31 protein-coding genes and 1 pseudogene are annotated in these 26,563 nt (G+C 65.3%); 5 read left to right on the top strand and 27 right to left on the bottom strand.

All coding sequences use genetic code 11. The annotated features are described in order from the left end of the window. Positions 1-142 precede the first annotated feature (142 nt). The 11 genes and pseudogenes from ITJ43_RS03850 to ITJ43_RS03805 all read right to left on the bottom strand — a co-directional run bounded on the left by ITJ43_RS03850 (position 143) and on the right by ITJ43_RS03805 (position 7,057). Entirely contained in the window at positions 143-1,372 is a 1,230-nt protein-coding gene (locus tag ITJ43_RS03850; protein ID WP_194582320.1) for a tyrosine-type recombinase/integrase, read from the bottom strand. After that, positions 1,356-1,571, bottom strand: a complete 216-nt coding sequence (locus ITJ43_RS03845; protein ID WP_194582318.1) for a helix-turn-helix transcriptional regulator — start codon at positions 1,569-1,571, stop codon at positions 1,356-1,358. Before ITJ43_RS03845 ends, ITJ43_RS03850 begins: the two co-directional genes overlap by 17 nt. Next, positions 1,568-2,134: a hypothetical protein gene (locus ITJ43_RS03840; protein WP_194582316.1), complete on the bottom strand. Its 567-nt coding sequence runs from the start codon at positions 2,132-2,134 to the stop codon at positions 1,568-1,570. Before ITJ43_RS03840 ends, ITJ43_RS03845 begins: the two co-directional genes overlap by 4 nt. A gap of 14 nt (positions 2,135-2,148) precedes the next feature. Further along, positions 2,149-2,607, bottom strand: a complete 459-nt coding sequence (locus tag ITJ43_RS03835; protein ID WP_194582490.1) for a single-stranded DNA-binding protein — start codon at positions 2,605-2,607, stop codon at positions 2,149-2,151. Positions 2,608-2,692: 85 nt separating this feature from the next. Continuing rightward, positions 2,693-4,468, bottom strand: a complete 1,776-nt coding sequence (locus ITJ43_RS03830; protein ID WP_194582314.1) for a type IV secretory system conjugative DNA transfer family protein — start codon at positions 4,466-4,468, stop codon at positions 2,693-2,695. Continuing rightward, on the bottom strand, positions 4,465-5,022 hold the full coding sequence (locus ITJ43_RS03825) for a hypothetical protein (protein WP_323741113.1): 558 nt from the start codon (positions 5,020-5,022) through the stop codon (positions 4,465-4,467). Before ITJ43_RS03825 ends, ITJ43_RS03830 begins: the two co-directional genes overlap by 4 nt. Positions 5,023-5,229: 207 nt before the next feature. After that, the gene (locus ITJ43_RS03820; protein WP_194582312.1) at positions 5,230-5,616 is read right to left on the bottom strand and encodes a DNA-processing protein DprA; all 387 of its coding nucleotides are present in this window, start codon (positions 5,614-5,616) and stop codon (positions 5,230-5,232) included. A gap of 449 nt (positions 5,617-6,065) precedes the next feature. Continuing rightward, positions 6,066-6,191: pseudogene (locus ITJ43_RS15285) on the bottom strand (helix-turn-helix domain-containing protein); the annotation flags it as partial. Positions 6,192-6,200: 9 nt separating this feature from the next. Then, positions 6,201-6,305: a helix-turn-helix domain-containing protein gene (locus tag ITJ43_RS03815; RefSeq protein WP_228495299.1), complete on the bottom strand. Its 105-nt coding sequence runs from the start codon at positions 6,303-6,305 to the stop codon at positions 6,201-6,203. A gap of 9 nt (positions 6,306-6,314) precedes the next feature. Further along, a complete protein-coding gene (locus ITJ43_RS03810; RefSeq protein ID WP_194582310.1) occupies positions 6,315-6,665 on the bottom strand; it encodes a hypothetical protein in 351 nt (116 codons plus the stop codon). Beyond that, positions 6,662-7,057, bottom strand: a complete 396-nt coding sequence (locus ITJ43_RS03805) for a hypothetical protein (protein ID WP_194582308.1) — start codon at positions 7,055-7,057, stop codon at positions 6,662-6,664. Before ITJ43_RS03805 ends, ITJ43_RS03810 begins: the two co-directional genes overlap by 4 nt. A gap of 62 nt (positions 7,058-7,119) precedes the next feature. Here ITJ43_RS03805 and ITJ43_RS03800 point away from each other — a divergent pair, with 62 nt between their 5' ends. The 3 genes from ITJ43_RS03800 (at position 7,120) to ITJ43_RS03790 (ending at position 8,807) form a co-directional block, all read left to right on the top strand. After that, on the top strand, positions 7,120-7,566 hold the full coding sequence (locus ITJ43_RS03800) for a MarR family transcriptional regulator (protein WP_194582306.1): 447 nt from the start codon (positions 7,120-7,122) through the stop codon (positions 7,564-7,566). Positions 7,567-8,106: 540 nt separating this feature from the next. Next, a complete protein-coding gene (locus ITJ43_RS15015) occupies positions 8,107-8,325 on the top strand; it encodes a VOC family protein (protein ID WP_323741112.1) in 219 nt (72 codons plus the stop codon). A 116-nt stretch (positions 8,326-8,441) separates the two neighbouring features. Next, a complete protein-coding gene (locus ITJ43_RS03790) occupies positions 8,442-8,807 on the top strand; it encodes a hypothetical protein (protein WP_194582304.1) in 366 nt (121 codons plus the stop codon). 121 nt (positions 8,808-8,928) lie between these two features. Here ITJ43_RS03790 and ITJ43_RS03785 read toward each other — a convergent pair whose 3' ends face one another. Further along, the gene (locus ITJ43_RS03785; protein ID WP_194582302.1) at positions 8,929-9,540 is read right to left on the bottom strand and encodes a class I SAM-dependent methyltransferase; all 612 of its coding nucleotides are present in this window, start codon (positions 9,538-9,540) and stop codon (positions 8,929-8,931) included. A gap of 119 nt (positions 9,541-9,659) precedes the next feature. On the opposite strand from ITJ43_RS03785, the gene ITJ43_RS03780 reads away from it, so the two are divergent. After that, positions 9,660-10,496: a hypothetical protein gene (locus ITJ43_RS03780; RefSeq protein ID WP_194582300.1), complete on the top strand. Its 837-nt coding sequence runs from the start codon at positions 9,660-9,662 to the stop codon at positions 10,494-10,496. A 12-nt stretch (positions 10,497-10,508) separates the two neighbouring features. Here ITJ43_RS03780 and ITJ43_RS03775 read toward each other — a convergent pair whose 3' ends face one another. The 6 genes from ITJ43_RS03775 to ITJ43_RS03750 all read right to left on the bottom strand — a co-directional run bounded on the left by ITJ43_RS03775 (position 10,509) and on the right by ITJ43_RS03750 (position 17,493). Then, positions 10,509-11,999 (bottom strand): ATP-binding protein, encoded by a 1,491-nt coding sequence (locus ITJ43_RS03775; protein ID WP_194582298.1) that lies wholly within the window; start codon positions 11,997-11,999, stop codon positions 10,509-10,511. After that, complete coding sequence (locus tag ITJ43_RS03770; protein ID WP_194582296.1) at positions 11,996-12,775, bottom strand: hypothetical protein; 780 nt, start codon at positions 12,773-12,775, stop codon at positions 11,996-11,998. The genes ITJ43_RS03775 and ITJ43_RS03770 overlap by 4 nt, the downstream gene beginning before the upstream one ends. Before the next feature lie 21 nt (positions 12,776-12,796). After that, on the bottom strand, positions 12,797-14,266 hold the full coding sequence (locus tag ITJ43_RS03765; RefSeq protein WP_194582294.1) for an SCO6880 family protein: 1,470 nt from the start codon (positions 14,264-14,266) through the stop codon (positions 12,797-12,799). A gap of 3 nt (positions 14,267-14,269) precedes the next feature. Then, entirely contained in the window at positions 14,270-15,604 is a 1,335-nt protein-coding gene (locus ITJ43_RS03760) for a conjugal transfer protein TrbL (RefSeq protein ID WP_194582292.1), read from the bottom strand. A gap of 30 nt (positions 15,605-15,634) precedes the next feature. Continuing rightward, positions 15,635-15,904 carry a DUF6112 family protein gene (locus ITJ43_RS03755; protein WP_194582290.1) on the bottom strand — a complete coding sequence of 90 codons (270 nt, stop codon included), beginning with the start codon at positions 15,902-15,904 and terminating at the stop codon, positions 15,635-15,637. A gap of 461 nt (positions 15,905-16,365) precedes the next feature. Beyond that, positions 16,366-17,493 (bottom strand): FAD-dependent monooxygenase, encoded by a 1,128-nt coding sequence (locus ITJ43_RS03750; RefSeq protein WP_228495454.1) that lies wholly within the window; start codon positions 17,491-17,493, stop codon positions 16,366-16,368. A gap of 47 nt (positions 17,494-17,540) precedes the next feature. Here ITJ43_RS03750 and ITJ43_RS03745 point away from each other — a divergent pair, with 47 nt between their 5' ends. After that, positions 17,541-18,131 carry a TetR/AcrR family transcriptional regulator gene (locus ITJ43_RS03745; RefSeq protein ID WP_194582286.1) on the top strand — a complete coding sequence of 197 codons (591 nt, stop codon included), beginning with the start codon at positions 17,541-17,543 and terminating at the stop codon, positions 18,129-18,131. 17 nt (positions 18,132-18,148) lie between these two features. On the opposite strand, the gene ITJ43_RS03740 is transcribed toward ITJ43_RS03745, so the two are convergent. The 9 genes from ITJ43_RS03740 to ITJ43_RS03700 all read right to left on the bottom strand — a co-directional run bounded on the left by ITJ43_RS03740 (position 18,149) and on the right by ITJ43_RS03700 (position 26,429). After that, a complete protein-coding gene (locus tag ITJ43_RS03740; RefSeq protein WP_194582285.1) occupies positions 18,149-18,415 on the bottom strand; it encodes a DUF6112 family protein in 267 nt (88 codons plus the stop codon). Then, positions 18,415-19,587 carry a M23 family metallopeptidase gene (locus tag ITJ43_RS03735; RefSeq protein WP_194582283.1) on the bottom strand — a complete coding sequence of 391 codons (1,173 nt, stop codon included), beginning with the start codon at positions 19,585-19,587 and terminating at the stop codon, positions 18,415-18,417. Before ITJ43_RS03735 ends, ITJ43_RS03740 begins: the two co-directional genes overlap by 1 nt. A 6-nt stretch (positions 19,588-19,593) precedes the next feature. Then, a complete protein-coding gene (locus tag ITJ43_RS03730) occupies positions 19,594-20,283 on the bottom strand; it encodes a hypothetical protein (RefSeq protein ID WP_194582281.1) in 690 nt (229 codons plus the stop codon). 76 nt (positions 20,284-20,359) lie between these two features. After that, positions 20,360-21,430, bottom strand: coding sequence for a ParB N-terminal domain-containing protein (locus ITJ43_RS03725; RefSeq protein ID WP_194582279.1), 1,071 nt, complete (start codon positions 21,428-21,430; stop codon positions 20,360-20,362). Further along, positions 21,427-22,281, bottom strand: coding sequence for a hypothetical protein (locus tag ITJ43_RS03720; RefSeq protein WP_194582277.1), 855 nt, complete (start codon positions 22,279-22,281; stop codon positions 21,427-21,429). Before ITJ43_RS03720 ends, ITJ43_RS03725 begins: the two co-directional genes overlap by 4 nt. 521 nt (positions 22,282-22,802) lie before the next feature. Beyond that, positions 22,803-23,510 (bottom strand): DUF2637 domain-containing protein, encoded by a 708-nt coding sequence (locus ITJ43_RS03715; RefSeq protein WP_194582275.1) that lies wholly within the window; start codon positions 23,508-23,510, stop codon positions 22,803-22,805. Beyond that, positions 23,507-24,418: a bifunctional DNA primase/polymerase gene (locus tag ITJ43_RS03710; protein WP_194582273.1), complete on the bottom strand. Its 912-nt coding sequence runs from the start codon at positions 24,416-24,418 to the stop codon at positions 23,507-23,509. Before ITJ43_RS03710 ends, ITJ43_RS03715 begins: the two co-directional genes overlap by 4 nt. Next, positions 24,418-25,512 (bottom strand): ArdC-like ssDNA-binding domain-containing protein, encoded by a 1,095-nt coding sequence (locus ITJ43_RS03705; RefSeq protein WP_194582271.1) that lies wholly within the window; start codon positions 25,510-25,512, stop codon positions 24,418-24,420. Before ITJ43_RS03705 ends, ITJ43_RS03710 begins: the two co-directional genes overlap by 1 nt. A 218-nt stretch (positions 25,513-25,730) precedes the next feature. After that, positions 25,731-26,429 (bottom strand): helix-turn-helix transcriptional regulator, encoded by a 699-nt coding sequence (locus tag ITJ43_RS03700; RefSeq protein ID WP_323741111.1) that lies wholly within the window; start codon positions 26,427-26,429, stop codon positions 25,731-25,733. Between the last annotated feature and the right edge of the window lie 134 nt (positions 26,430-26,563).

Raw genomic sequence — 26,563 nt, 5'->3', positions numbered from 1 at the left:
GGTCCCCTTCTGGTCCCCCTCGACCTTTTGGCGGAGTTGTGCTGTGGATAACAGAATCCGCTGCGCTGCCCTTCCTGTGGATAAGGGGACCAAAAGGGGACCAGAACTGCTCCCAGTCGATCCGTAGGCGTCTGATAAGGCATCAGAGGCCTGGCGTTGAAGCGCTGCCTCGTGAGGCCTGGCGCTTCTGTCCGGAGGGGGAGAGGAACGCGTTGGCCTGCTCCGCCGCGGAGGCAAGGTGCCGGTCATCGGGGTGCACGTACCCGCGGGTCGTTTCCATAGATGCGTGCCCAAGGATCTCTTGAAGCACGTGCAGCGGCACGCCAGCGTCGGCCATCCATGTCGCGCCCGTGTGGCGGAGTCCGTGACGAGTGAGATCGGGCAAGCCAAGCCCGGCGACGATCGTGTCCCAATTGGTGGCATCCCGGACAGTCGCCGTGGTGAGCACACCGCCCTTGGGCCCGACGAGGAGTTGGTCTTCCGGAGCTTTCCCCTCGGCTAGGCGCTCGAGGACGGGCCGGAGGGGTTCGAGGATCGGCACGCGCCGTTCTTTGCGGCTCTTGGTCGGCTTGGTGATGAGTCCGCCTTTGCCGGGGAAGATTTGCCGGGCAATGACGACGAGGTTCTTCTCGAACCGCACGTCGCCGACCTGGAGGCCGGAGACTTCAGAGGATCGGGCGGCGAGGAGGGCGGCGAGCATGACAAAGTCGCTGTAGGGCTGGCCGACCTTCCCGCACGCGTTCGCGAGTTTGGTGAGGGTCTTCATATCGGGAATCGCATGGGCCCGCGGGGACGACTGCTCGGCGGACTGCGTCCGGTAGGCATTGCGGTTCAGGCTGCGCTTGGCACGGTTCTTTGCCGGGTTGATCGGCAGGAGTCCGTCGCGGACGGCCTCGTCGAGGACGCGTACGAGCGGGGCTATGGAGTTCTTGATCGTGGATGCCCCGTAGCGCTGTTCCCATTCGTCGATGGTGCGGTCAATGATGCCCGCGGTGATCTGTGCGACCGGCAGATGCCCGAGCGCGGGCATGACTCGGAGCTTCAGCCCGAAGCCGTAGATCTCCCCGGTTGAGGTGGGGTCCAGGCCTCGCGCCCATCGGTCACCGATGGAGGTCACGAACTCGGTGAGCGTCATGGAGGTATCCATCCCCTTGACGGAGGAGGTGCGCAGTTGATCGAAGAACGTGTGGGCGGCTGCCTCGTCGGGGACGATCTCGGAGCGGATGATGCGGCGCTTGGTGATCGGGTCCGTCCACCGTGCGCGGGCTCGGACGCCGTAGGAGCGGCGCTCCATATCGGTGGAGACCTTCACCCCGATCGGCGGGACCGGCCTTGGTTCGGCTTTGGGGAGTGGCTCACTCCTGCGGGGCATGGTCGTGTTCTAGCTTGGCCAGCCATGCGTCGACCGCGTCGATCCGGTAGCGGGCGATGCCACCCATCCGGATGAACGGCGGCCCCGTTCCCGCGGACCGCCACCGCGACAACGTCGATTCGGATACCTTCAGGTAGGCCGCGATATCGCGGCTGTGCATCAGCGGGGACGTGGCAGACGTGTTCGGGTTCTCGGTCATGAGACTTCCCCAGTCGTGGGGTTGAGCGAGCGGTAGAACTGGTCTTCTTCTTCGCGGCGTTTGGTGACCTCGGCCAGCACAAACTCCACGAACTCGGTCTCCCGGTTCTCGATGACGATGTCCTCAACGGCGGGTGCCGGCGGTTCACCGGGCCAGCTTGTCTGTCGAGTGGGACGGTCGCGATCAATGCGCGTGCCCGCGGCGGCGACCCAGTCCCGGAGGCGCAGGCGGGTATCTGCGAAGTCACGGTGCCAGGCCAGAGGTGCGGAACCGGTTTTCTCTGCGTCGTAGGAGCACAACCAGTGCAGGTGCAGCGCGGACAGTTCCCAGAGCAACTCGGGATGGTGGTGCCAGAACGGCGGGATGACCGAGGCGGGCAGGCCGTAGGTGCTGCGGAGCCAGTGCACCCACCGGTTCAGTTCCAGCCATTCGGCTTCCAGGTCCTCGGGACTCAGCAGGTTCCAGTTGATCGGGTGCGGGGGCTCGACCAGCAGCGGGCCTTCGAATTCGGCATCGAAGTCGTCCTCGTCGGGGACGTGGGACTCCGGGGTGTTGTCATCCATCACCAGCCACCGGCTTAGAGGCTCGCCCGCGACGCGACGCTGGCCTGTTGCCGCGGACTGGCCTCCAATGCCGCTTCTTCCTGAACCGCGGAGTGCCGTTCGACGGCTGACCGGCGTGGTGACCGGTCGACCTCGTAGCGGGTGCGAGCGAGATCGTGTCCGATGCGTGAAGCGATGAACTCTTCGGCCCGGACGCTCTGCCCGTCCTTGTCGTAGCTGTACTCATGAACACGCCCGGCAGCGACGAACTTGTCGCCTTTCTGGAACCGAGCGGCGGCTTCTTCGGCGGTCTTCCTGAAGATCGTCAGATCGTGGAAGCTCGGGTCGAGCTGGGTGAACGATCCATCGGGTTCTTGCCGGGAGTGCTCAATCCCGACTCGCGCATGAAACCGGGGCACCCCATTTTCGGTGGTCGTGAGCCGGGGCTGCGTGGCAATGAACCCGGAAATGGACTGCTGCGTGTCGATACTCATCGGACTGCTCCTGTCGGTCGCGGCGGTCACCGTGTGGTGCCGTCTCACGTGACAGGTGCACCCGCCGCTCCCTCTGTTGACTCGGTTATGGGCGTTGTTGCAACAGCGCCTCGATGCCGACGCGGTGCTCGCGCAGCGTGGCTGCGTCGCTCCTGGTGGTCCAGGCGCGGAGGCGGGTGACGATGGGTGGTGCGGAGCGGAGGAGTACGAGGCCGGTGCCGAACGGGAGGGTGCGGATCACGTCGGGTGGCATGATCGGCACCCGCCGGATGGAGCGTTGGGCGGAGCGGGCGCCGTGGTCGCCGATTGTGGTGGAGTCGGTGATCTCGTCGCGTTCGCCGATGAGGGTGGTCAGGTCGTGTAGGTCGCGGGAGTTGGATGCTCCGCCGAGGATGATTTTCACGATGGATGCGTCCCAGATGGCTCCGGCGGCGTTCTCTGACCACTTCTCTCGCGCCTGTGCCAATGACTGAAGGACGGGCATGGTGGTGATGCCGGTGCCGCCGCCTTCGGCCATCAGCGTCGGCAGGGACGGCAGCGGTGCGAGGTTTCCGACTTCATCCAGTGCGAGCAGCAGGGGTGGGTCGAGTCGGGCTGCGGGTGACCGGGCGGCGATACGACGGGCGGCTTCGACGAGGTCTTCCACGAACGCGGCTACCAGGGCGGCGGAGTTGTTCGCCCCGGCGCCGGTCGCGAGGAGATACACCGTACCGCGATTGCGCAGAAACTCCTCCGGATCGAACCGCTCGTCCGGTCCCGGGCTCACCGCGTCCAGCACCCGCGGATCAGCAAGAGCCGCGAGGGAGAGAGAAACGCCCTGCCAGATGGAGTCTCGGGTCCTCGGATCGGAGTCGATCATCGCCTGCAACGAGTCGGCCCACCCGGTCGCGGCGTTCGGGTTGGCGGTGAGGATCGCTACGGCGTCGGCTGCGGCGGCGGGGTCGAGAGTCCACCGGAATAACTCGGACGGCTCGCGGTGGTCGAGGGCGGCAGCGTGGAGGAGGGCTTGGAGCGCTGTGCGGGTTTTCCCTTCCCAGAAGTCACCGCCCTGAACACCGCCTGCAGACAAGCCAGTGCCGGCGGCAAGACCGGTGGCGCGGATCATCGCCGTCAGCGGGTCCTGGCATCCGCGAATCGGGGACCAGCGCAGCCCCGCGGGGATGCCTTCGGCGAGATGTTGCGGATCAAACACCGCCACCGGCCGCCCTTCCGTGCTCCGGGCAGTCAACGTTGCAGTGAGATTGTCCGGCCGCGTCGAGGTCGTGACCACCGCACCCGGCGCATCCAGGATTGCGTTGATGACAATGTGCAGGCCTTTCCCGGAGCGGGGCGGTCCGATGAGGAGGATGGAGTCCTCCACGCTTGCCCACACGTTCACACCCCGGGATGCTCCGAGCTGGTAGCCAACATCGCCCGGTGTCGGTTTGGTCAGCGACGGCCGGAGTTGCCCCGCCCGGCGTAGTAGAGCCTTTTCGGATGCGGTGGTGGTGAGGTCGGTCCGGGTGGCGATCCCGACGATCCGATACGGATCGACCTTGGTCTGGCGGCCGTGCTCCCGCATGGCCCGCCATAACCACCACCCGGCAGCAGCCACGGCGAGGATGAGGAGTCCGGCGGTGATCCAGTAGGCGACGGGGGTCAGCCCCTCCGCGCCGAGATGGTCACCGGGGTCCGCGGGGTTCAGGAGCACCCCGAGACCGGCCTCGACACCGCCGGTCGGCTGAGTCGTCCCGGTGATCCATGCGGCAACTGATCCTGCCCCGCGAAGGATGGCGGCGAAGACAGCAGCGGTGACGAGGGCGATGATGCCCAGGTTCGCCAGCTCGTCCCCGAGCGCGCCGCCTTGTCGTGGGGTGCTCATTCGGGGCGTCCGACCACGAGGTTGCCGGAGATCCGTCCGAACAGGATCACCTCGCCCGTGTGCGCGGCAGCGACCTGCTCAGGGGTGAGGAGTGCGCGGGCGGTGCCGTCACCAGCGGCATCACGGTGGGTGTGGATGATCGCGACGGCGACATCCTCCCCGGGCACGAACCCGCCGCCCGATACCTGACGCACCACCGGAACTGCCGATCGGGCAACCGGGGCAGCCGAGGACTCGTCGAATGGGAGCGGGGAGGTGGTGCGGCGGGCGCGGGGCGGGGTGATGATGTCCGTGAACGTAGTTCCGTCTGCTTCTCGCACATGCACTCGCAACGACGTCTGCAGACGCGCAGCCAGGTCGTCGAGGATCGTCGGGAACGATTCGCGCCGCCACCCCGGGGCGAATGGCGGCGGATTGTGCGGTGCGCCATCGATTGTGACGGTCATAGTTCCGTCCTCGTGCACGGTGAACTCCACCACCGGAATGATCAGCGGCCCGCCTGCCGCGCTCTTGGAGGTGGGGTGGGCGCGGCGGTAGCGGGGTTTCGGGGTCACAGAGATGGTCCTTCCAGACGAAACGCGGATGTCGTCATGCAGGTGCACCACCGCCGTCCAGGCGCGAATGGGGAGGACTCGAACTTGGGGTTGGTTCGTGCCCTCTCGGTGCTGGTCCGTACTCATGGGAGTGCCTGACCAATCACTGGTACGGCGCGGCTGTCCTTCACCCAGCAGATGCCCCAAGCTCACGCCGCATTCCGCGTGTCAGAGCGACGGGCCCCGCCGCGACGGCCCTGACGACGACGGTCCGGCTGTCGGGTCAAGAGAGTCGCGATCGAGTCCTGCCGTGCGGCCTCCCATCCGTTGCACGCCGTCTCGCATCCCGTCCAGGAGGTAGCGGACATCGTCATAGCCGGTGATCACGGTGGCAAGCCCGTCACGGAGCAGCCGGTGGCAGCCAGCAGAAGCAGCAGAGGTGATCGGCCCCGGCACCGCACCCACCGGGCGGTGAAGCTCGACGGCACGGGCAGCAGTATTGAGGGTCCCGGACCGGTAGCCGGCCTCAGCGACCGCCACGGCACCGGAGAGTGCGGCGAGGAGGCGGCCTCGTTGCAGGAACCGCCATTTCGTCGGCGCTGCCCCCGGCGGCATCTCGTCGGTGCTGAGACGCCCACCGTGTAGCCGGCGATAGCTCCCGAGTAGTCGTCGAGCACGATCGTGAGCCAGGGTCGGACGGGCTGCTGTCGGTCGTTAACTACCATCACATCGAGCAGGGTGTGATCCATCTGCCACTGCTCATTCGGGGCAGGCGTCGTGCGGCGGTAGACCAGCTCAAACCTGTCCCGGTACGCCGCGTCCCCGCCGTCAGCGAGAGTCGTCAAGCCTGGGTCGAGCGCGCGCACGATCTCGCGGACCGTGGTGTACCCCGGCGCCGGCAATCCGCGATCCCGGGCAATGTCACCGATGCGGCGGTGGATATACGCGATCGTCGGCGCGGGCCGGCGCACAGCAAGCGCCTCGATCGCAGTTACCAGTCCGGCGGCAGTGCGCGTCGATCCCTTATCGCGGCGAGGGGCCCTCGCGAGCTGCCCCGTCTCAATCCGAGCTGCCCAGCGTTGCAGGGTCCGCACCGCAACGCCGGAGTGCTTTGCAAGCCGCGTCCACGGCAGCCCGTCCTGGTGTTGGCGCACAAGCTCGGCCTTTTGCCGGTCGCTGACGTGCGCCATGATCCCTCGTCAGGCCCGCTCGATGTGCTCGGCCAAGTGCCGATAGATCGTGGGCCGGGACACCCCGAACGTGTCGGCGATCTCCTGCACGGTGTGGCCGCCCTCGTCATACATTGCCCGGGGTCATGGGCGATCGTGGCGTGACCAAGCAAGTTCGTTGGCAGGGTCATGCGATTCTTGGATGGTGAAGGCGTCGGCGTGACCGTAGTCGGTGATTTGGTAACGGGCATACCCGGGGCGGGCTTCGATGATCTTGCACGAGTACTGCTCTTCGCCTTGCTGGAACAGCCAGGTGTCCATGAGGCTCTCGAGCCCGTAGCGGCGAACATATAGTTCGGCGTCATCCGAGGACATCGGCGACGCCAGCGGAGCGCCGTGCGGACCGCAGGGAATGAAAAGTCCGTCGCCGAGCGCATGAAGCGAGCCGATGATCTCAGCATCACCATCGCGGCGAACGAGCCGGTTGGGAGTCATGTGCGACTTCTTTCTCGGGGGAGGGTGGCAAGTAGCAGTCCGAAGGCGATGTAGATGACCACGGTCACCCACTGAGTGACGACCACCCACCAGGGCGGGTTATCGACGAGCCACAGGAAGATAGCCGAAGCAAGGAGAGCGTAGGCCGTGATGATGGTCAGGACCTTGATCACTCGACGGTTGTTACGGTCCCGCAGTCCCCGGGTGAGATACATGGCATACATGCTGAGCAGGAGGGCGAAGGTCGTCCTGAGCAGCAGCAGCAGGAACGGCTCGGGGCGCACCACGAGCAGCAGCACAAGGACTGAGGTGTTGAGCACTGCAAGCACCATCATGTGTAGCGTTGCCGCGACGTGTTGCCATGCCGGGATGGTGTTCTGAATCTTTGACATGTTCGAGAACCTTGCCTAGAGTTGATTAACTTAAGTGTACACTTAACCTAAGTTAAGGAAATATGTCAACGTCGATCCGTGCGCTCATCAACCTTCAACAGCGACTCAACATCTCCGCCGCGGTCTTCCAGAGCACCCTCGCGACCAAACTCGGGCTCTCCATCAAGGAGCTCTACACGCTCGCGATCCTGTTCGACACCGATGCCATTTCGACGGGAGAGCTGGCGGAACGCCTATCGATCACGCCAGCCGCAGCCACCAAAATCACTGACCGGCTCGTTGCCCGCGGCCACGTCGCTCGCAGCCCCGATGCGAACGACCGACGGCGAGTACTGATCTCCCTCGCCCACCTGGACACCGAATTGATCTCCTCAGCATCCGAGCGCTACGTCACGCAACTCGTGGACGTGTCGAGCAGTTTCTCGGACGCAGAGCGGACAACCATCGCCCACTATCTCGAGAACGTTACCGCGCTGCTGCAGGAGCAGACCTCGTCCAATCGGACGTGATCCACGACGCGACAGTTACCGCCGAGAAAATCCGGCCGATATTCCATGCGAGTCACATCCTTCGGCGGCTCGGAAGGGGTTTCGCGTGCCTCGGAAAGCTTTAGCTTTTCGAGGCAGCCAAGGCGAACGGTTGAGGTCCGGCTTTCGGGCGCCGCCTAATGGAAGACAGCGACTTCCTCGATCAGGCCGACGATGTTGTCGTTGAGGTCATCGAGTTCTTACATCCTCCCCGCCGAGCCGAGAACTCCAAGCTGAAAAGTCCCAGGCCCACAAGTGCACGCTCATCGTTTGGCTTGCGCGCTTGACCGGGACGGTTGATGAGTCAGCAGACACATGGGCAGCCGAGCCGTGGTTGCGCGCGCTGTGGGTGCGTACTCTCGATCACATGAGCAAATCGATAACGAGTGCTCGCATCGCTGGAGTCTCAATCGATTGCGAAGACCACCGGGAGCTGTCTGAGTTTTACGCTCGGCTCCTTGGGGCAATGTCGATTGGGTCACAGACAGTGCCGCAGGAGTAACAGCTGGAAGCTACCGCCTCGTGACCCAGCGCATCTCGCCGTATCGTCGTCCCATGTGGCCGGGAACTTCCATCGTTCATCTCGACTTGGCTTGCAAGGAAGACGAACTGAGCGCGCTCCGCAAGCATGCGGAGCAGTGTGGCGCAGACCTGGCTTCCCATCAGCCCGACGGCAGGTGGATCGTAATGCTTGATCCAGCGGGACATCCATTCTGTTTGACTCCGTTCGTCGCCTCATAGCGCACGTTGGTCGTTCCCGTGGGTGCCTGGGCGACTGGATCTCAACCGCGAAAAAAGAAGGCTCAAAGGCGGCGGTGGTAGTTGGCACGACGCGCTCCGACGCATAGCCTCTGCTCATGGATCAGCCCACGACTGCCCGGACGTTCCCCGTCTCCGCATGGCTCACGATCGATGCCTCCCTCGACAACGCAGTCCAGGCCGCCGGCGAAGAATTGGACGACCCAGTAAGGCAGGCGCGGCTCCGGTCAATTCGGCAGGCCGGCTGGGCCGCAAGCGCTATCCACCCGCAATCTGGCCACGGGTTTGGCGGCTGGCCCCCAAACGACGCAGAGCTTTCCATTCCCCTCACCGGAAGCAACAGTGAAAGCATCCGTCAAATCCTCGATAAGGATCTGTCCACCTACCGCGAACTCGCCGAACGGGACCCACGTTTCGTGGAAGAGATCGCTCTGATTGCTGAAGCTCGTCGCTGGATCGATTGACTCAGCTTTTGAGACGTCCTGCCCTCGGGACAGGCCAGTACCGCAGGTCGCAGTTCTGGGGCTGCGCAGCTCCCCGCCGCCCACTTGGCATCAGGCGCAAAAGCGCACGGTTGAGGTTGGTCTACCGGTCGTCACTGAGGTGGGCAAGGATCGCGCCGTGAGGTCGGGGCTTTGGCAGTGCTCCGGTTCGTGTGTGCGTTTCGATGATCTCGAACCCGGCCGCGCGGAGATCGGCCGCCATGGTTTCGGGAGGCCAGGTGTAGGCCGTGGTAATCGCGTGGTCGAATCGTTCGACCTTCGGTCCAGCGAAGAAGCCCACGAGGAGCTTCCCTCCTGGTCGTAGGACACGGGCAAACTCAGCAAGTGGCTGCCGAATAAGGGCGGGCTCGTGGTGAATGAGTGAGTACCAGGCGAGCACGCCCCCGATGCTCCCGGACGAGTCAGGCAGAGCATCGATACTTCCCACCTCGAACGGCACGCCGGGGTGGGCCCTACGGGCGTGCTCGATGAATGCCGGCACCTGGTCGATTCCTCGGGCGTCGTTGCCGTGCTCGGCGAGGTAGCCGGTCCAATGCCCAGGACCGCATCCCGCATCGAGCAGCGGCCCCTCTACCTCGGCTGCCCACGATGTAACGAGGTGAAGGTCGGACGGGCGAACGGTCGCTACGGAGCCAAGCCGCTCTGTGTATTCGGCGGCTCGCCGTGAATAGGAAACTTCGACGTCGGATGCCATGACTGACATCTTAGGGATTGGATAGCCGACCGATTGTCCTCCGCGAGACGGCCTGCTAGTGGGGCATGCCGCCACGGAGCGATCACAGAAGGCGGCCACTTACCGATCAACTCCACAGGGTGGGTGCACTCAGGCCCGTCCTGCTCACCGCAGTCAAGGTGCCCACGCCAGGTGGCATTTGTCGTATCGGTACACTCGGCAGCATGGGGCGAGGATCAGCGTTCACCGATCTGCAATGGCTGAACGGTCTGTTGCCTGAGATCACTTCCGCGCGCAGAGTGCTTGCGTCGGCTGATCGCCTTCTCCGTCAGGACGGCGCACTTGAGCGCGACATCGATGCCGTGTTGGCGACGTACTCAATAGGTGTCGAGCGCTTGATGAAGCTTGCGCTTGGAACGGCCGCAGTCTCCCGGGGTGAGGGCTGGCCGAAGAACATGGGCTACACCCGTGAAGGCTGGGGTCATGCCCTGGACGAGATGGACGCGCGGCTGCGCGGGACGATCAGTGAGGCCGTTGCGGCGGAGGGCTGGGAGCACCAGCGTCTCTTGGAGAGCTGGGTTTGCACGCTCGACAACGATCCAGTGTGGGCCGCCGCTATTGGTGCTTTGCCAAATTACGCAGACGCCGGTCGTTACCACCACCTCGACCAGATCAGAGGCGGCGAGGTGAGGTCTCGGTCGTCACAAGATATGTGGGAGGAGGTCGAGCGAGCTGCGATCGATAGTAGCGATGCGCTAGCCGCCCACTATCGGCGGACATTGGAAGGCGCGGCCTTCGAGCCATTCGAACGGGAGCTCCGATCCGCCGTCGCTGACGCGATCAAACGGTGGGTTGCGATCATCTGCTTGTTTGGCTTCCACGGGGTACTCGGCGAGGACTGGAGGGTCATTGGCGCCGATGCGCTGCCCGACGACGCTTTGCCCGTCCGCACACTCGCCGGGTGCGACTTCCTCTGACCGATCAGCCTCTCAGGGATGTTCCCCTCTCATGCGCCCGGTCGTGTCGAACGCGGCGAGCTCGGCAGGGTGTAGCTGATGCTGGACAACGAAGGAGCGTTCCTTGATCCGCCACAGCCCTTGTCCGGTCCCGAGGCCGGTGAGGAGCTTCTGTTCCGTGCCGGTGAGCCCGAGAGCCGCCGCGGTGGCACCGAGCTGGTCGGCCTCTTGCCGGTAGATGATCCGCGTTTCCGCATTCGCTAGCAGCGAGTTGGCGAGGGATCGCATGGCGGAGCCTTGGTCGCCGACATTGTCGAGGTCGGTGAGCTTGTGGAAGATCAGCATGTTCGCAATCCCGTAATGCCGTGCCAGCCGCCACTGCGCATCCATGCGTTTCAGGAGCGCGGGGTAGGCCATGAGTCGCCAGGCTTCGTCGTAGATCACCCACCGGTGCCCGCCGTTGGGGTCCATCAGCGCCGATTCCATCCACGCACTGGAGCAGGTCATCAGCACTGAGATCAAGGTGGAGTTCTCTGCCACGCGCGACAGGTCGAGACTAATCATCGGTAGTGACGGGTCGAACCTCACTGTCGATGGCCCGTCGAACAGACCGGCGAGATCGCCGGCGACAAGGCGGCGCAGCGCGTGGCCGACGAGTCGTCCGTCTTCTGCGAGTCGCCCGTCGGTGTTGCTTGCCGGGTCGGGGTTGAGGATGTGGTCGACGACCATGGGCAGGATCGGCACCTCCGATGACCGGACGGCATCTTGTAGGGCGAGGTCGATGGCGGTGTGCTCTAACGGAGTCAGCACCCGATCCAGTACCGTCTCCGCTAACGCGCCGATCAGCTCTCGTCGTCGGGATGCGACCTGGGCGACCCATTCAGCGTCCGACAGGCCGGAGGGGCGGTGGCCTTCATCGAGGGGGTTGAGGCGGTTGCGGAGTCCGTGGCCGAGGATGATCGCGCGCCCGCCGACGGCCTCGGCGACGGCGGTGTGTTCCCCCTTCGGATCTCCGGGGACGTAGACGCGTCGGTCGAACGGAATGGAACGTGTGTAGAGGCTCTTCGCCAGTGATGACTTCCCGGACCCGACGATCCCTGCGAGGACGATATTGGGGGCCGTGATCATTCCGCGGGCGTAGAGAGTCCACGGGTCGTAGACGAAGGAACCGCCGGAGTAGAGGTCCTGGCCGACGAACACGCCGTCGGCACCCAGCCCGCCTTCGGCGAGGAACGGGTACGCGCCAGCGAGCGTCGCGGACGTGTCCTGGTGCCGGGGGAGTCGGAACCCTCCCGGCGTGCGCAACGCCGAAGCCCCTGCCTCCCCAGCGGAAGGTAAGTAGGTGGCGGCGCGACGTTCGGCGCGCTGCGCATCCAGGCGCGCTCGAGTCTCGGCTTGTCCAGCGTGGCGGGCATCCTGCTCGATACGAGTAGCCGCCTTCTGACGGGCTTTCCGCTGCCTGCGGCTTTCCCCGGACGGTTCGACCAGCGCGCCCGTGTGTAGCCGGCTGTCGTCGCGGGTCACAAAGACCGTCCCCTCGACACCGATGACGGACGCGACAAGGACCAGTCGTCATCCGCAATCTGCGTACGTGCGGGGCGCCGGAAAGCCGTGCGAGAGGCGGCACGCTGTGGTTGAGTACCGGATCTGTTCTCCGGAGGGGCAGCAGGATGGGTTCTGAGGAGGGAGACGTGGCCGAGGTCATGGTTGTAGGTGAGGGTGTAATCCTTGCCCGTTGCGATCCGATCCAATGCACCGGCGGGGACGCGGTCGTAGACGTATCCGTTGACGAGCGCGGCCTGTGTCGTCTCCTCACCGACGTCATACCCTGCGAGGTGTTCGATGGCCGCATCGGTACCGCCGTGGTTGATCAGGTCGAGTACTTGGTCGGCGTCCTGGCCTTCCAAGAACACGACATTGATCCACCGGCTGGCTGGGGGTGCTTCGGCGGGGGCCTCGTGCCAGGCGATCCGACCGGACTGCGACATCGCCGCATCCAACCGATCATGCAGCCCATCCAGCAGCGCGACGGCATGGTGTAGTTCGTTCGCGGCCGCGTGTGCGGATATTGACCCCGCTGTCTGACTTCCGGCGTCGTCGTGTGCTCGTACCCGGTGAGAGACATGGGCGGTGGCGAGCTGGTCGAACACCTCTCGAAGTGACCGCATCCCGCCGAGCAGATCACCGAGCACCGCATAGGTGTCGGCCGGATTGTCGAATGTACGGGTGGCGTGAGCCAGGCCACGCAGCGCCTCGGATGCTTCCGTCGCGTCTGCGGTCGGGTCCTCAAACGTAGGCATACTTGTGTCCTCTCGCGGCGGTTAGACGGTTCGGCACAGCGGCAGGGCTGCGACGGTGAACGCTTGGGCTTGCTGGCCGACGAGGCGGCGGGTTTCGCAGGACGCTTGGATCGCGGCCTGTTCGATCGCCGCCACCGCCGTATCGAGTTCCTCTGGGGTGGGGGCCGATATGGAGATAAGGCCGGTGTAGCGGAGGACGCCGTGGCCAGCGGTGAGGTCGGCTTCCTGTTGGAGTACGTCGCCGTATTCGGCGGTTTGGGAGGCGTCTTCGATCTGACCCATTTTCTGGCGTTGGGCGGCGTCGGAGATCAGCTCAGTCTTCTTCTTCCTGATATCTCGTGCAGCCTGGTCGGAACGAATCGGGGTGCAGATCAGCGAGAACGCGCGCTGAATCCCAGAGGACAGCAGCACGGGTGCGAGGAACCCTGGGTAGACCTGTGAGCGGGGCCACTCGCTGATCCACAGCACCGCGTGATGCGCGGAATCAGAGCGCAGCCGGTCCCAGGTTTCGGTGACCGCGACCGGCCCCGCTGTCGCAAGTGATCGTCCGATGTCGCCGTGGCGTTCGAGAGACGCGGCGGTGGCCGGGTCGTAGGCGGCACGAAGGATTACCGCCACCTCCGGCGGCGTCAGCCAGCCGGTAACGGCGAGCTCCGCAGCGCGTAGCGCGGTGGTGAGAGTCGTCATCTCCTGCCGCAGCACCGCGGCAGCGCCCTTGATGCCGCCACCGCTCGTGCGGATCTGCCGGGCTGCAGCACGCATGTCGAGGGCCACACTGATCGTGGTCGCGTGGCGTTCTCCGGCGGGCCCGGCCCGGTCGATGAGCTCCCGGTAGACAGTGGACGTCCAGGACTTGTCGTTGCGGCCGTGCCTGCGCCACCACTCCATCAGCCCGGAGCCGCCGTCGGGGAGGGTGCGTTCGCAGATTTGGAGGCGGGCAATCCGTCCGGAGCGGCAGGCGGTGGCGAGGACGCGTCCCCAGGTGGCGACGCGGCGTTCCTGCTCGCCGGGGTCGAGGAGCACGAATGCGGGATGTGAGACGGCGACGATGGCGGTGAGGGTCTGAGCGTGTGGGTCGTGGATCATCGCGGCCCCGGTCTCCGGGTCCTCCCATTCCCGCAATGCTGCGGCGTCACCCGGCAGTGCCAGGGTTCCTGCGGGGCGGGGCTGCACGACCCGCGTCCGGAACGCGGTCTGCCTGGCTGCGGTCCGGAGCAGCCATCGGAGGGTGACGGGCACCCATTCGATGAGCTTCCTGCCTCCGATCGGCGTCCATGCGAGCACGGCGCACACAACCCAGACGGGCGCTGTCCAGGCGAGGAGTATCCCGCCGCCGGCGTAGAGGGCACCGACGATGGAGAGTACGCCGATGGCGAGGACGATCAGTTGGGGGAGGGAGAGGCCGAGGAGGATGCCGCGGCGGGTGAGGCGGGAGAACTGCACAGCCCGCAACTCGAAATCGTCCTTGCTCGTGTTCTGCTGACTGGCCATCGGCTACTCCTTTCCACTCGCAGGTTCGGTCGGCGGCGCAGGTGATGGTGCGGGCCGGGGTTGTGCGGTCGGGGCCGAGTTCGGTGGCGGTGGTGCCGGTTGTGCGGCCTGTTCAGCCCCGGCAGCATGTTCTTCCGTGGCATCGGCGACTGCGCCGCCGAGCTTCGGTCCCGCGGTTACTGCGGCTCCGGCGACCTTCGCAGCGATCACCGCAGCCGCGACAGGACCGGCCGCAGCAACGCCCGCGCTTGCCCCCGCCGTTCCACCCGTGGTAGCACTCGCCGCAGGCGCAGCGCTCGCCGGTGGCGGTGTGGTGCCGCTGGGAGGCGGAGGTGTTCCGGCCCCGCCAGGTGCGGGAGGTTCACCGCCACCGTCGAGTACCTTCTTCGCCCCATCAGTCTTCGGCGCCGATGGGACCGGGACGGGCCGGTTAAGCGCTGATTTCGCTTCTTGCTCGGTAGACATGGCGTGGTACATGTCGAAGCCGACAAACGACAAGAACTTGTATGTCATGTAGGGCGCGAAAGCGGCAATGAACATCAGCACCACCCCAGCGATCGGGTCACTGATCGACGCAAGATCGGCTTCGATGGGGGCTGAGACTTGGGTGATGGCGACGAGGAAGATCACGACGAGGACGAGCTTGGAGAGGATCAGGGCGATCACGAATGTCGCCCACTTCGCAAACCACCCCTTCGTCGCATCCCACGAGAACCCGGCCAGGGCGATCGGGGCGAACACGATCGCGACCAGCAGCAGGGCTTTGCGGATCAGAAGCGAGAACCACACGATCGCCGCTGCGCTGATGGCAAGGCCGGCGAGGAAGATTGTCACGATCGCCCCAACTCCGGGGGCGGTGATGTCGAGAGTGGCGAATCCGCCGGCGAGAAGGGTGATGCGGTCGCCGATGGACTCCATCGTGTTCCCTGAGGCTTGTACGATCCCGAGCGTTAACTGGTCGGTGATCTCCAACAGCAGCCCAGTGAGGCCGATGGCGACGAATGATCCGAGGATGCTTTTCGCGGCGCCGAGGGCGGCGCGGGTGAGAGCGGTGGGGTCACGGTGGATGAGGCCGGTGATCAGTTGCAGGCAGAAGAAGATCAGCACCACGAACACCGCGACACCGAAGAGGATGTTGTAGACACCGATGTAGCCGGGATCGGTGAGGTCGACGAGGGTGGTGGTGTCGAACACCGCCCAGACGGCTTCGAACAGCCAGGCGGCGGCACCGCCCATGGCTTGGGCGAGCCAGTCGAACGGGGCCGCGATCAACGTCGCAGCCCCCTGCCCGACCGTGTCGCACACGGCCGAGATCACCGGCACATCACACACACTCATCGCTCACTCCTTCCTTCGCGATTTGGTCGGTTAGACGGCTTGGCCGACGCCCCAGAAGAAGTTGATGAGCGTCACCGACGCACCGCAGATGATCGCGGCCCCGCAGGAGACGAGCACTCCGACCTTTCCGCGGGAGGCGAGGTGGGGGTTGGAGGAGTTTGCGCCGAACCCCCACACGATCGCTGAGATGATCAGGGCGAGGACGGAGAGGATGAGGCCGACGGTCATGACTGCGCCGACGATGATGCGCAACTGCTCGATACCGGGAAGCCCGGTACCGTTCGGGTCGATGTCGATCACGAGGGATGCTCCTTCTGCTGACAAGCCGGGGGAATGGCCGACTTGCCGGACAGGTGCACCTGGGGGTCCCCTCGACTTCAGACTTACCGAAGGTCGCCGTGCTGACACTCCTGAAGTGCGGGAGAAAGACCGGCCGAATCTGGGCACCACGGGAGAGTTTCACTAGCGGGGTCAGCGCGACAGGTGTCTCACCGACCGGTCACGAAGGGAACGTCATCTACCCGAAGAGTTCAGCACTTGGTTCGATAATTTTCCCAACAATGGACGTGATGCAGCCGCGAATGTGTCTCACCGGCACGTTGTTCCCTGGAGCGGAGGCGAAGATCAATCCAGGTGACGCAGACTCCGGGGAGAGCGGCAGCGTCAATAGGATTGGCGCGCCGACTTCTCCGTCGACGTCGCATCCGTTTCGGACCGCACAGCACGCGGTGGCCTTGCGGTGGCAGGTGTCGGGCTGTCTGTTACTGAACGTCCCACCTTTGTATGCTGCGGCTCACCGCGCCCATCACGGTTCCGGGAGTGAGTCGTAGGGCTGTGTCGCGGAGTGCGACGGTGAGCGGGCGTGAGGCTTGTGCTATCCGTCCGGTCGCTCGGGAACGCCGCGAGATTGTCTGCGTCCGCTTCATGCGGAGGGCGTTGTATCGGGAGAGTGCAGCCAGAACGTCCCGGGCACTGACCCCTCGCAGCAGCCGGGTGAGGATTGCGGCGTCTTCGATTGCTTGCCCGGCCCCCTGGCCGAGATTGGGGGTCATGGCGTGTGCGGCATCGCCGAGCAATACGGTGCGTCCGCGGGTGAAGGAGGGTAGCGGGCGAGCGAGATCGTAGATGTCGTGCCGGATGACCTCTGCTGGCGGTGTCGCCGCGATGCACTCCTGGACGGGGGAGTGCCAGTCGACGTAAGTTTTCTTTGCAGTCTCGTACTCATCAGTGAACGCCGTCGCCTCGGGTGTGTTCAGAGTTCCGAACCAGTAGATCCGATGATCGGGCAGTGGCACGATTCCGAATAGCTTGCCGCGCCCCCACGTTTCCCCAGCCTCGCCTTGAAGATCGACAGGCCCGGTCGTCACACCCCGCCACGTGGTGTACCCCGCGTATAGTACGCCGGTATCCAGGCCGAGACGCACACGATTATCACTGCGGATGCCATCGGCAACCACGACAAGGTCAAAGAACTCTTTGCGGTTGTCAATCGTGACCTCAGGTGCACCGTCGGCTGAAGCGTGCGCATCAATCCCTGTTCGCAAGGACCCGGCCCTGAGCTGATCGGTGAGTGCGCGATGAAGATCCATTCTGTGGACACTACGGAGCGATGCAACCGCACCGGGTGGCACGGTCATCAACCATGCGCCCGAAGGTCGCCGCTGCCCCGTTCGCATCGACGCGATCTGACCGCTCGAAATGTCGCGAACCGCATTGGCGAGACCGAGAACCTCGAGTGCCGCGAACGTATTCTCGAACAGTGTCAAGCCTGAGCCGACGGCATTCGGCCGGGTTCGGCGTTCAAAGACCGCCACATCGTGACCACTGTGCTGCAACCCCACAGCGACAGCAAGCCCACCGATACCCGCACCTACCACTGCTACCCGCATCACAAGCCCTCTCCTCTACAAAAGTAGAGTTTCTTATGATTGTAGCTATGACGAATCGTCCAATGCGAGCTGATCGACGCGCAAACATTGCGGCTGCCGGTGTCCGCGTGATTGCCACGGGCGGAGTGCGCGCGTTAACACATCGCGCCATCGATGCCGAACTAGGCTTGCCCACTGGGTCAACCTCGTACTACGCCAGAACCCGCAGAGATCTGATAACCCTCGTCGTCGAACGACTCGCTACCCGAACCACAACCGACATGAGCGGAGCCGCGCTCCCCGATAAGATCGCCGTACCCGAAGCCGCGATGATGATTGCGCGATGGATGGACGCGATGATGACGCGCTCCGATGATCACCTCGCCCGGATCGCACTACACATCGAGTACCGGACCGATCCAGACACTCTCGCGACCCTGGCAGGCAATCCACCCCTACGCCCGAGACTCATCGCTGCCGCAGCCAATCTTCTCCGCAAGGTTGGGGTCGACGGACCCGCAACCTACGCCGCCGACCTGGTCGCCTTGATGGACAGCTTGCTCATGCAAGAGGTAGTGAAAGACGAAAGGCTCAACATTGAAGCAATTGTGTGCGCCTATCTTTCCGGTCTCCCGCAGAGCGATGCCACGCACTGCTGACGGACGAAAACACGTATCTATGACTGCTCGCCGATACTGAGGAGGAAGTTGATCCAGGCGATGCCAGCCCCCGCGAGGGCGGCGGCACCGACAGCGACCCAGGCGCCGGCGCGAGCTTTGGTCGCGGCGTGGGCGTTCCCGGTGCTGGAGGCGATGGCCCAGGCAATCGCGGAGACGACCAGCATGAGCACGGCGATGATGAGCACGAACATCAACAAAGCACCGACGACCGCACGGAGGTCGCTGCTGCCGCCGACAGAACCAAAGTCGGGGAACACGTCCATCAGGCTCGACCTCCGAGCGTGCAGGTCGCCTGCGGACTGGCACCGGTGATGCCTTGGGCGCCGTGGTCGGTGAGCCATTGGTCGGCGTCGATCGCGGTTTGCCCTTGCCCTCCTGGACGGATTTCGAGGTGCAGGTGCGCGCCGGTGGATTTGCCGGAGGAGCCGACGTCGCCGATGTGCTGCCCGGCGGTGACGGTCATCCCTTCGGTGACGTGGATGCCCTGCTCCCACATGTGCGCGTAATACGAGGCGATGCGTTCACCGCCGACGGTGTGCTCGACGATGATGAGCCCGCCCCAACTGCCGGTGTAACCGGCGCGCACCACAATGCCGTCCGCGACCGCGTAGATGGGGGTGCCGTCTGCGGCACCGTAGTCGCTGCCGGAATGGAACGCTCGCTCGAACGTGACCGGGTCGGTGCGCCACCCGAACGAGTCCGTCCGCACCCACGACTCCGCCGGGAGCGGGAACACGACCCGCGTTGTCTCCGGCACCACCACACCTTCGTTGCTCCCGCCGGTGGTGGGTGCGGGGCGGGTGAGGGCGGCGAGGATCGTCTCGGCGACGGGCTGGTAGTTCTGGTACCTGTCCGGGTACGCACTGACTTCGACGGCTTGCGCTGCTTCGCCGGGGTCGAGTTGCTGCCATCCGGGGATATCGAGCAAGCCCCGTGGTGACGGGTAGTTGGGGCCGGTGGGTCCGCCGTAGAACGCACGCGCCTGATAGTTCGGGTCCATCAACTCGGCGACAGTGCCCCATCCGGATTGCGGGCGCATCTGGAACAGGCCCAGAGAATCGTGATCGGAGCCGTTGCCGTCATTCGGGTAGTCACCGGACTCGGGGTAGGTGCCGGCATTCGCGAGCATCCGCAGGGTGGATTCGGTGAGGGCAGCCATGAGGGCGATGGTCACGCCCGGCCGGCCGATGCCATCGGTCTGCCCGCCGACCGTGATGATCGTTGCCGCGTGGGTGAGTTGCTGGCGGTTCAGCGTGATCGTCTCACCGGTCTTTGTCGTCGCGGTGAGTGAGTCGGGGATCAGGCTGACGATCAGCGACCCTGGCGCGCACGCTGCGACGGCGGGATTGGCGAGCACTGCGACGGACAGGACGGCAACGGTGGGGCCGAGGAATACTCCGGCGAGGGCGAGGATGGCGATGATTTTTCGGAGCATCGAGGATCACCGCAGGGGGTTGTCGAGTTGTGAGAGCCGCAGCAACTGGCAGGTCTCTGTGATCCCAGTTCCTGGAGGTGGAACTGCCGAGCGCTCTGCCGCGCAGGTGAGGAACACCGTGAACGCGACGGGATGCGCAGTGGTGACAGGTTCGGTGTTCCAAATGCCGTCGCGATGCCGGGTACCCGTGATCGTGTAGGCGACAGCACCGTCCGGGATTTGACCGGGTGCGGCCTGCGCCACGGCGGTCCCCCACGCGTCGGGAATGCTGATGGTGTCGATGGTGAGCCACTGCCGCGTCTGGTGCGTGCGGAGCTGCGCCCACGCGGCCGGGGTGGGGAGGTACGCGCGCACGTCGGTCGCGGCGGCGTCCGCTTCGATGCTCGCTGTGACATCCGCGAGTTCTTGTGCGTAGTCTGATGGGCTGTATCCGCTGGTCGTGTCCCACGTGAAGGTCGCATCAGCTACGGCGGCGGCGGACTCTTTCGGCTCGTCAAGGGCCACGATCGGGCGCGGGCCTATACCGCCCGTAATGGCGGGAGTTGGTGTGGTCGTCGTCGTTGACGGAGATGGGGCGGAGGTGTCGGGTCCGCGGAGGAGGCCAAAGATGCCGACGCCGACGAGGATCAGCAGCACGAGTCCACCAGCGATGGCAGCGATCAGTGCGGCGCGGCGGCGGCGATCCGTGGGGTCCATCCTGGGTTCCTTCCGACTAGGTCAGGTCACCAGGCAGGTACACACCCCACCCCAGCAGCGGAGGAACACGAAGCACTCAGGCGCTTTCGCTTCGCTGCACACGGGCAGCGCGAGCAGCGTCGGCGAACGTGTTCGTCGCGGCGAGTGTCCCTTCGAACCGTTCCCACTGCTCCGGCGTCAGTGTGGCGCCGATCACGGCCGGGTCGTACCGGTTAGTCCAGTCGGCGAGTTCGTCCCAGAGGTAGACGAACGATCGCACCGGCAGCAGAGCACGCGGTTCGTCCTCGACCGCCCGAAGTCGGGTCGCGTTGGCGCGTTGGGCGGGGCGTTTCTTCGTTGCCGCCTTCGCGCGCTCTAGCGCCATCTGTGCGAGTCGTTCCAAGTCCGCCGCCCGTGCAGTGTCTTCCAGCTCGTGAAGTCGTGCCGCACCAGAGGCGGCGGTCTCTCGGATGCCGGCGGGCTGTGCGGTGTCGTTGGCGAGCGCGTCGAGCTCAGCAAGAGCCTGGGCAGCATGGATGCGTTGCTGAGCACCGGTTATCGACCCGCCCTCGTCAATGCCATCGAGTTCGACTTGTGCACGGACTCTCGCGTCGGCGGGTTGAGAGTGGTCGGCGACGATCTTCTGGAGTTCGTTGATGCGCTCGAGTGAGGTGTAGGAGTTCCGGCCGCTCACGATGAGCGCGGCCTGCTTCCTGGTGTCACCGGACGACGGTGCCGCCACGGTGGCGGCACCGTGTGACCTGGGGTTTTCATCCTTCGAGGTGAACCGTGACGCTTCCTGACGGCCCGCGGCATCCTCAGCCATCAGCGCCTTCAGTTCGGCGTAGAGGGTTGCTTCCTCGGTGCGGGTGAGGGGCTTGTGGAGGAGGTTGTCGTCTTGTTCGGCGAGGAGCCGCCCGAGGGTGGTCGAGATCCCGGACCGCACCCACACGTTGACGGTCTTCCACCCGAGCCTTCGGATTGCGGCGAGGCGTCGGGCGCCGCAGATCAGCATCCCGTCCGGGGTGATCGTGATCGGCTGCAACAACCCATCACGCTCGATCGAAGCCACAAGCGCATCGAGATCGCCGAAGTCCTCCCGGTGCCGACGGCCAGCCCAGATCGAATCAACCGCTCGTTCCAGCTCTATGTGCCCAGGGACGCTCACTCTGATCGCCTCCGCAACACCCCGGGCGCGGCGAGACAGACGGCCAGCACGAGGTCCTCATCGGCGAGCAAGACCTGTAGTGGTTCGCCGATCAGTAGCCGCAGGAGCACCCCACGGCCAGCGTTCGTGCCGATGTGCGCGGTGTCCTGGGAGCCGAGCACGATCCGCAGCAGCCGATACCAGGACGGTGCGGGCAGGTCGAGGAGGGCACGGACGTGCTGGTCCCGCCGCAACGACTCATACGCTCCCGCCCGAGACGTCGACTCCGTCAACCTTGCACAGACGTACTCGATCCCTGCCCGGGCGAGTTCGGGTTCCCAGCCGAGGAGGCAGAACATCGCGATCGTGTCCTCGACCGCCGATCCCACGCCCGTCGATCTGTCGCTGTCGGCCACGAGCTCGTCGTCCTCGTCGTGTTCGAAGGGGTCGACGCGGAAGGCGGGGTGGTAGTCGCTGAGCGGGTTTTCTCGGTCGGAGAACCGTTCAGCGTCATGGAAGCTCGAATACCGGGGACGCCTGGCCTGATGCACTGAGCAGAGCAGTCCGTTGGCGCGATCCTCCGCGATGCAGGTGACCTGCACGGCTCGGGTGATGACCGCCCAGGGGTCATCTGCCCGCCGCACTGCCGGGGTGCGCATCGCCTCGAACGCCGCAGCGGCGGCTTCCCACGGGTCCAGTCCGTGCTTGCGGGCGAGCGCTGCGTACTTGATCGCGGCGTGACGCATCAGCGCCGCCGCGTCCGCATCCGTCCGCCAGGCATGGGCGCCGGCATCGTGGAGCCTGTGGAGCAGGGTACGGAGTTTCTCTGAGTCCTCGAACCCTGCCCGGTGCGTGTGTGGGTGTTGTGACATGGGGGCACCTCCTGGAAAGGAGGTGCGCACGCGCTCTCCAGCATCACCGTGACGGCGACCAGGAAGCGCGGGCATGTCAACTCACCCCAAACCAATCCCCGAGGGCCGCACCCACGACGAAGAGGGACGGCGATACCCGACGTCGAACACGTCCGGCTCAGGCGAGGCGCTTTGGACGCGGCGAGGCCGCGATTCCGCACGCTCCCGCACGGCACGTACACCGTCTCGCCCGGCGCGAACCGCCTGGCCAGGCGCGCGGCGCGCTTGACGGGCGAGCTCAGCCTGAAAGTCGATGCCACGTTCCGCGGCCCGGGCGCTGCTAGCGGCGATCAGATCCGACGGCCGCACCCACTCGATCCCGCGCCCGCCCCGCCGACCCGACCTACCAGCCGTGAGGGATGGGTCACGATGCATCGCGAACGCCGACCGCTCCGCTTCGCTGGAAGCCTTCTCGGCATCGGGGCGCACGGTGGGTTCTTCTGGTTCCTTGCGCGAGTCGCGTTGCGGCATCTTTTGGTCGTTCATCCGTCTTCCTCCGTCGTCTCAGTGCTGGTGAGCGCTGGTGAGGTGAACCACCGGCCCACGGTTGAGGGGTGCACGCCGAGGTGGCGGGCGATCTGCTTGTTCGACCACCCCTGGACCTCCCGCAACTCCTCAGCCACCGCACGCAGCGTACTTGGCATGCCGGACGCATCCTTCTGGACCGGCAGCGGCACCAGATCCAGCGATTCAGTGGTTGATTGCTGGACACCGGACGGCTCGCGTTCCGGCCGCTCGGCCAAGCTCGGCGCAGCGACAGCGTCCTGCTCCGCAGCTGCAGGGCGGGTGAGGATCACGGTGAGGTGGGTGATCGCGAGGAGCACAAGCGGTGGCACTGCTGCGACGCTCGCGGCCAGCACGCTCGGCACGTCGCTGTCCGCGGCGATGATGGCATGGATCGCATTCGCCGTGACAGACACGATCGCCCCCGCAGCCAGCAACGTCCACGGGTACCAGGTTGGGCGGCGTTGTCCGGCGAGCGCGACGACGGCGACGGTTGCGACAACGATGATGCCGTCCACGATCAGCGGCCAGGCCCACGCCTGGCCTGCCTCGATCCCTGACCTTCGGGCAAGATCCGCGAGCGCGGTGAAGGACAGCCAGAACGCACCAGCGGCGATGAACACCGTCCCGACGATCGCCGTCACCACCGCCAAGCGCCGACCCCGCACTACGACCAGCTCATTCATGACAGCACTCGCCCCGACGACTCGCGCATCGCGCGGCGCTCATCGGTTGCGGCCGTGGTCGCTTCGCGACTGGGGTCGGCGTGGGTAGTGCGGTATGCGGAGCGGATCGTCGCCATAATCTCCCTTGCGCCCAACCCGGCGTGGTCCGCCGCTGGCCCCAATGCATCCAGTGCAGCGGACGGGGGAGTTCCGGCCTCTGCGAGTCGGCAAGCGGCCCAAAATAGACCCCGGTTACGTTCACCCTCACCGCGGCTGGCAACCCACCCGGCCAGCACCTTCAGATCCGCATCCCGTCGGATACCCCGTACAGTTCGGGCGCTCGTGAATGGGGATGCTGGTCGGGGGTCGAGGAAATCGCGCAGCCGTGCCGCATCCACCGGTTCGGCAGTGTTACCGCTGACGACGACCAGCCGGTAAGGGACCCGGGTTCCGTTCGGGCGGGCGATCCGCGAGGGTGGGGCGATGATGTAGCCGCCGGCGCCACGAAAGTCCACGTGCGCACGTGCGGCTTGCCAGGACGGCTGTGACCTGTCGGGGTCGGCCGGGTAGTAGGCGTGCAGCCCACCCGACGGGGTGCGAACCAATGCCGCCCATCCGGCGGCGTGACCTTCGCGGTGCGCAGCACCAAACGCCGGGAACCCGGTACCAGCGGTATGCACATCGACATCCACGACCTCGACGCCTGATGCGGCGCCGGTGGGGATGCCGATGTTCGCCTGCGGCCACCGCTGCCACCACGCCTCAACTTGGGCAGGGTTGGTGGTGGCGTCGTGGAAGCCATGCTCCACGAGCGGACGCTTTCCACCCGGAACACAGGGGAACACGGGCGTACCCTCCGCAACGAACAACCCAGCCGCATCGCGCAGGGACAGACCGGCGAGTCGTGGGAACACATCGATGACGTCCATCACAGGCTCCTCATCGCAGCAGAGGAGCGTCGCTGCGACGACTCGGTCAGAGGATCACTGGCTGACTCCGCCACCGGCTCGAGTATCGGGCTCGAGGTCCGAGTTGCTGGGGTGTCGCGGATGAGTCCGGGAGGGTCGCCGTTGCCTATCTGCACCGTGTCGAGGTCATCGAGGATCGTTGCGGCGGTCTTGCGGACGCGTTCGCCGGTGGCCTGGATGACCTCGACCGGAGCCTTCCCGTCGACGTTGCTGGCCCAGCCGGTGACGTAGGGGATTGTGTAGCCACTGGTGTCCATGCCGTGCGCGGCACCGATCATCAGCGCGACCGACTCAGCCTCCACCTCACCAATCCCACGATGACCGGTCGCGTCCGCATTGTCCGGGCCGTGCATCAGGACGTGGGCGAGTTCGTGCGCGAGGGTCTTCACCTGTGCTGCGGGGTCCATGTTCTCCCGTACCGCCACCGTCCGTGCCGCAAAATCGGTGACCCCGTTCGCGCCGTGGATCATGCCCTCATGCGGCAAGCGCAACACGGCGAACCCCTCCGCCTCCGCCCGCGCCGCAAGGCCCTCCCAGAGACCCGAGGGTGCTTCGCCTTCCAGCAGGTGCGGGCGAGGGGCCTCGGGGATCGGATCGCCTGCGGTCTGCGAGGCATCCCACACGTAGGCCGGACGCACCCCTACTAGGCGGGAGCGGACAGCCTCGCCGGGCTTGGGCTTCTCGAACCGGCCGAGCCTGCGCCACGACTCGACCACCGACGGTGTCGCAGAGGCAAACCGCCCCGTGACCGGTGCGAGAATCATGTACCCCGGTTGCCCCTTCGAGACTTGTCGCCCGAGGGACTGCCACTGCTTGAACCCCGCCACATAGGACGGCATCGGCTCCGGCACCCGACCAGCCTCAAACGCCGACTGGTGCTGCGCCCAGATCAGCAGCGTGTTGTTGAACGACCGGGCACGGAACCGGGCGGCGAACTCCAACGCCTGCCGCCAGTCGCTACCCGACACAAGTTGCTCGACCGCAGTGGTTAGTTTGTCGTGGAGGGTGTCGAGCTTCGCATCCCGCGCAGCTCTGGCCTCATCCGCCGTCGCCATCACTCCTCCTCCCGAAAGCTCTCCCGAGAGTGGGCGAGCCTTGCGACCATGAGGTACGCCAGGGGAGTCAGTGATGTGAGACGGACGACAGTCAGCTACAGGGCTGGTAGTGACCGCCAAGTGCTGCGCTGAACCTGACGATCAGTCCGGCTTACCAACCCACACCGGACGACGGTCTAACCGGCGGTGAAACATGTCGATATCGACCGACAGAATGGTCAGATTGGCCTAGCCATGCCCTCGTCCGCGAGCATGTCCATGGCCCGGTATCGGCTCGGAGTGACACCCACATTTGCCCGAAATACGCGCGCCGCGTGGCCGGGGTCAGCCCAGCCTACCTGTGGCGCGATTCTCCCGATCGGGAGGTCAGTTTCACGGAGCAGACGCGCCATCTCCTCCGAGCGGAGCATGTTCAAGTACGACAACGGAGTGCGGCCAAAAGCCTCGACGAACACTCGGGAGAGATGCGTCGGCGACAGGTGAACCTCTTCGGCGAGCGTATCGAGTGTCCACCGCTTGGACGGAGTAGATCTCAGGAGATCTCGTGTCCGGATCGCCTCCTCGCGAAGTGGCCGGAAGCGGGCGGGCCTAGCGTTTGTCCTCTCCCGCTGACTGGGGGAGCGCCGTGTGGAGGACGTCTTTATACGTGGCACAATGACGTCGAGCACGGCAAACAACAGGGCCTGCATGCGGTAAAAGTGGCCCTCAAAGTTCTGGTCGAGGCTCAGCGCGACGAGCTCATCAAGCCAGGGCATCAGATGCTCGGCGCGCTGCTCGCCCAAGTGCAGTATCTGAGCGGGCTCGCTATAGCGGGCTTCGAGGTAGTCCGCAGCGTCGAGATGGTCACGAACCTCACCGGCGTGCTGCCAGTAGAACTGATCGACCAGGTAACGACGATCGATGTAGATCGTCGTCACGGTGATACTCGGTGCAGGCTCGCTCCCGCAAAGCACGTTCGGAGCGAGTACGACCACGTCACCTCTCCCGACGGGCTTCTCGCCGAACTCACTGAACAAAATCGCTGAACCTTCACGGACAACGATGATCTTTA

It is taken from the genome of Microbacterium sp. VKM Ac-2870 (assembly GCF_015350795.1).
Classification (GTDB): domain Bacteria; phylum Actinomycetota; class Actinomycetes; order Actinomycetales; family Microbacteriaceae; genus Microbacterium.
This window is presented reverse-complemented; position numbering and strand designations above follow the sequence as displayed.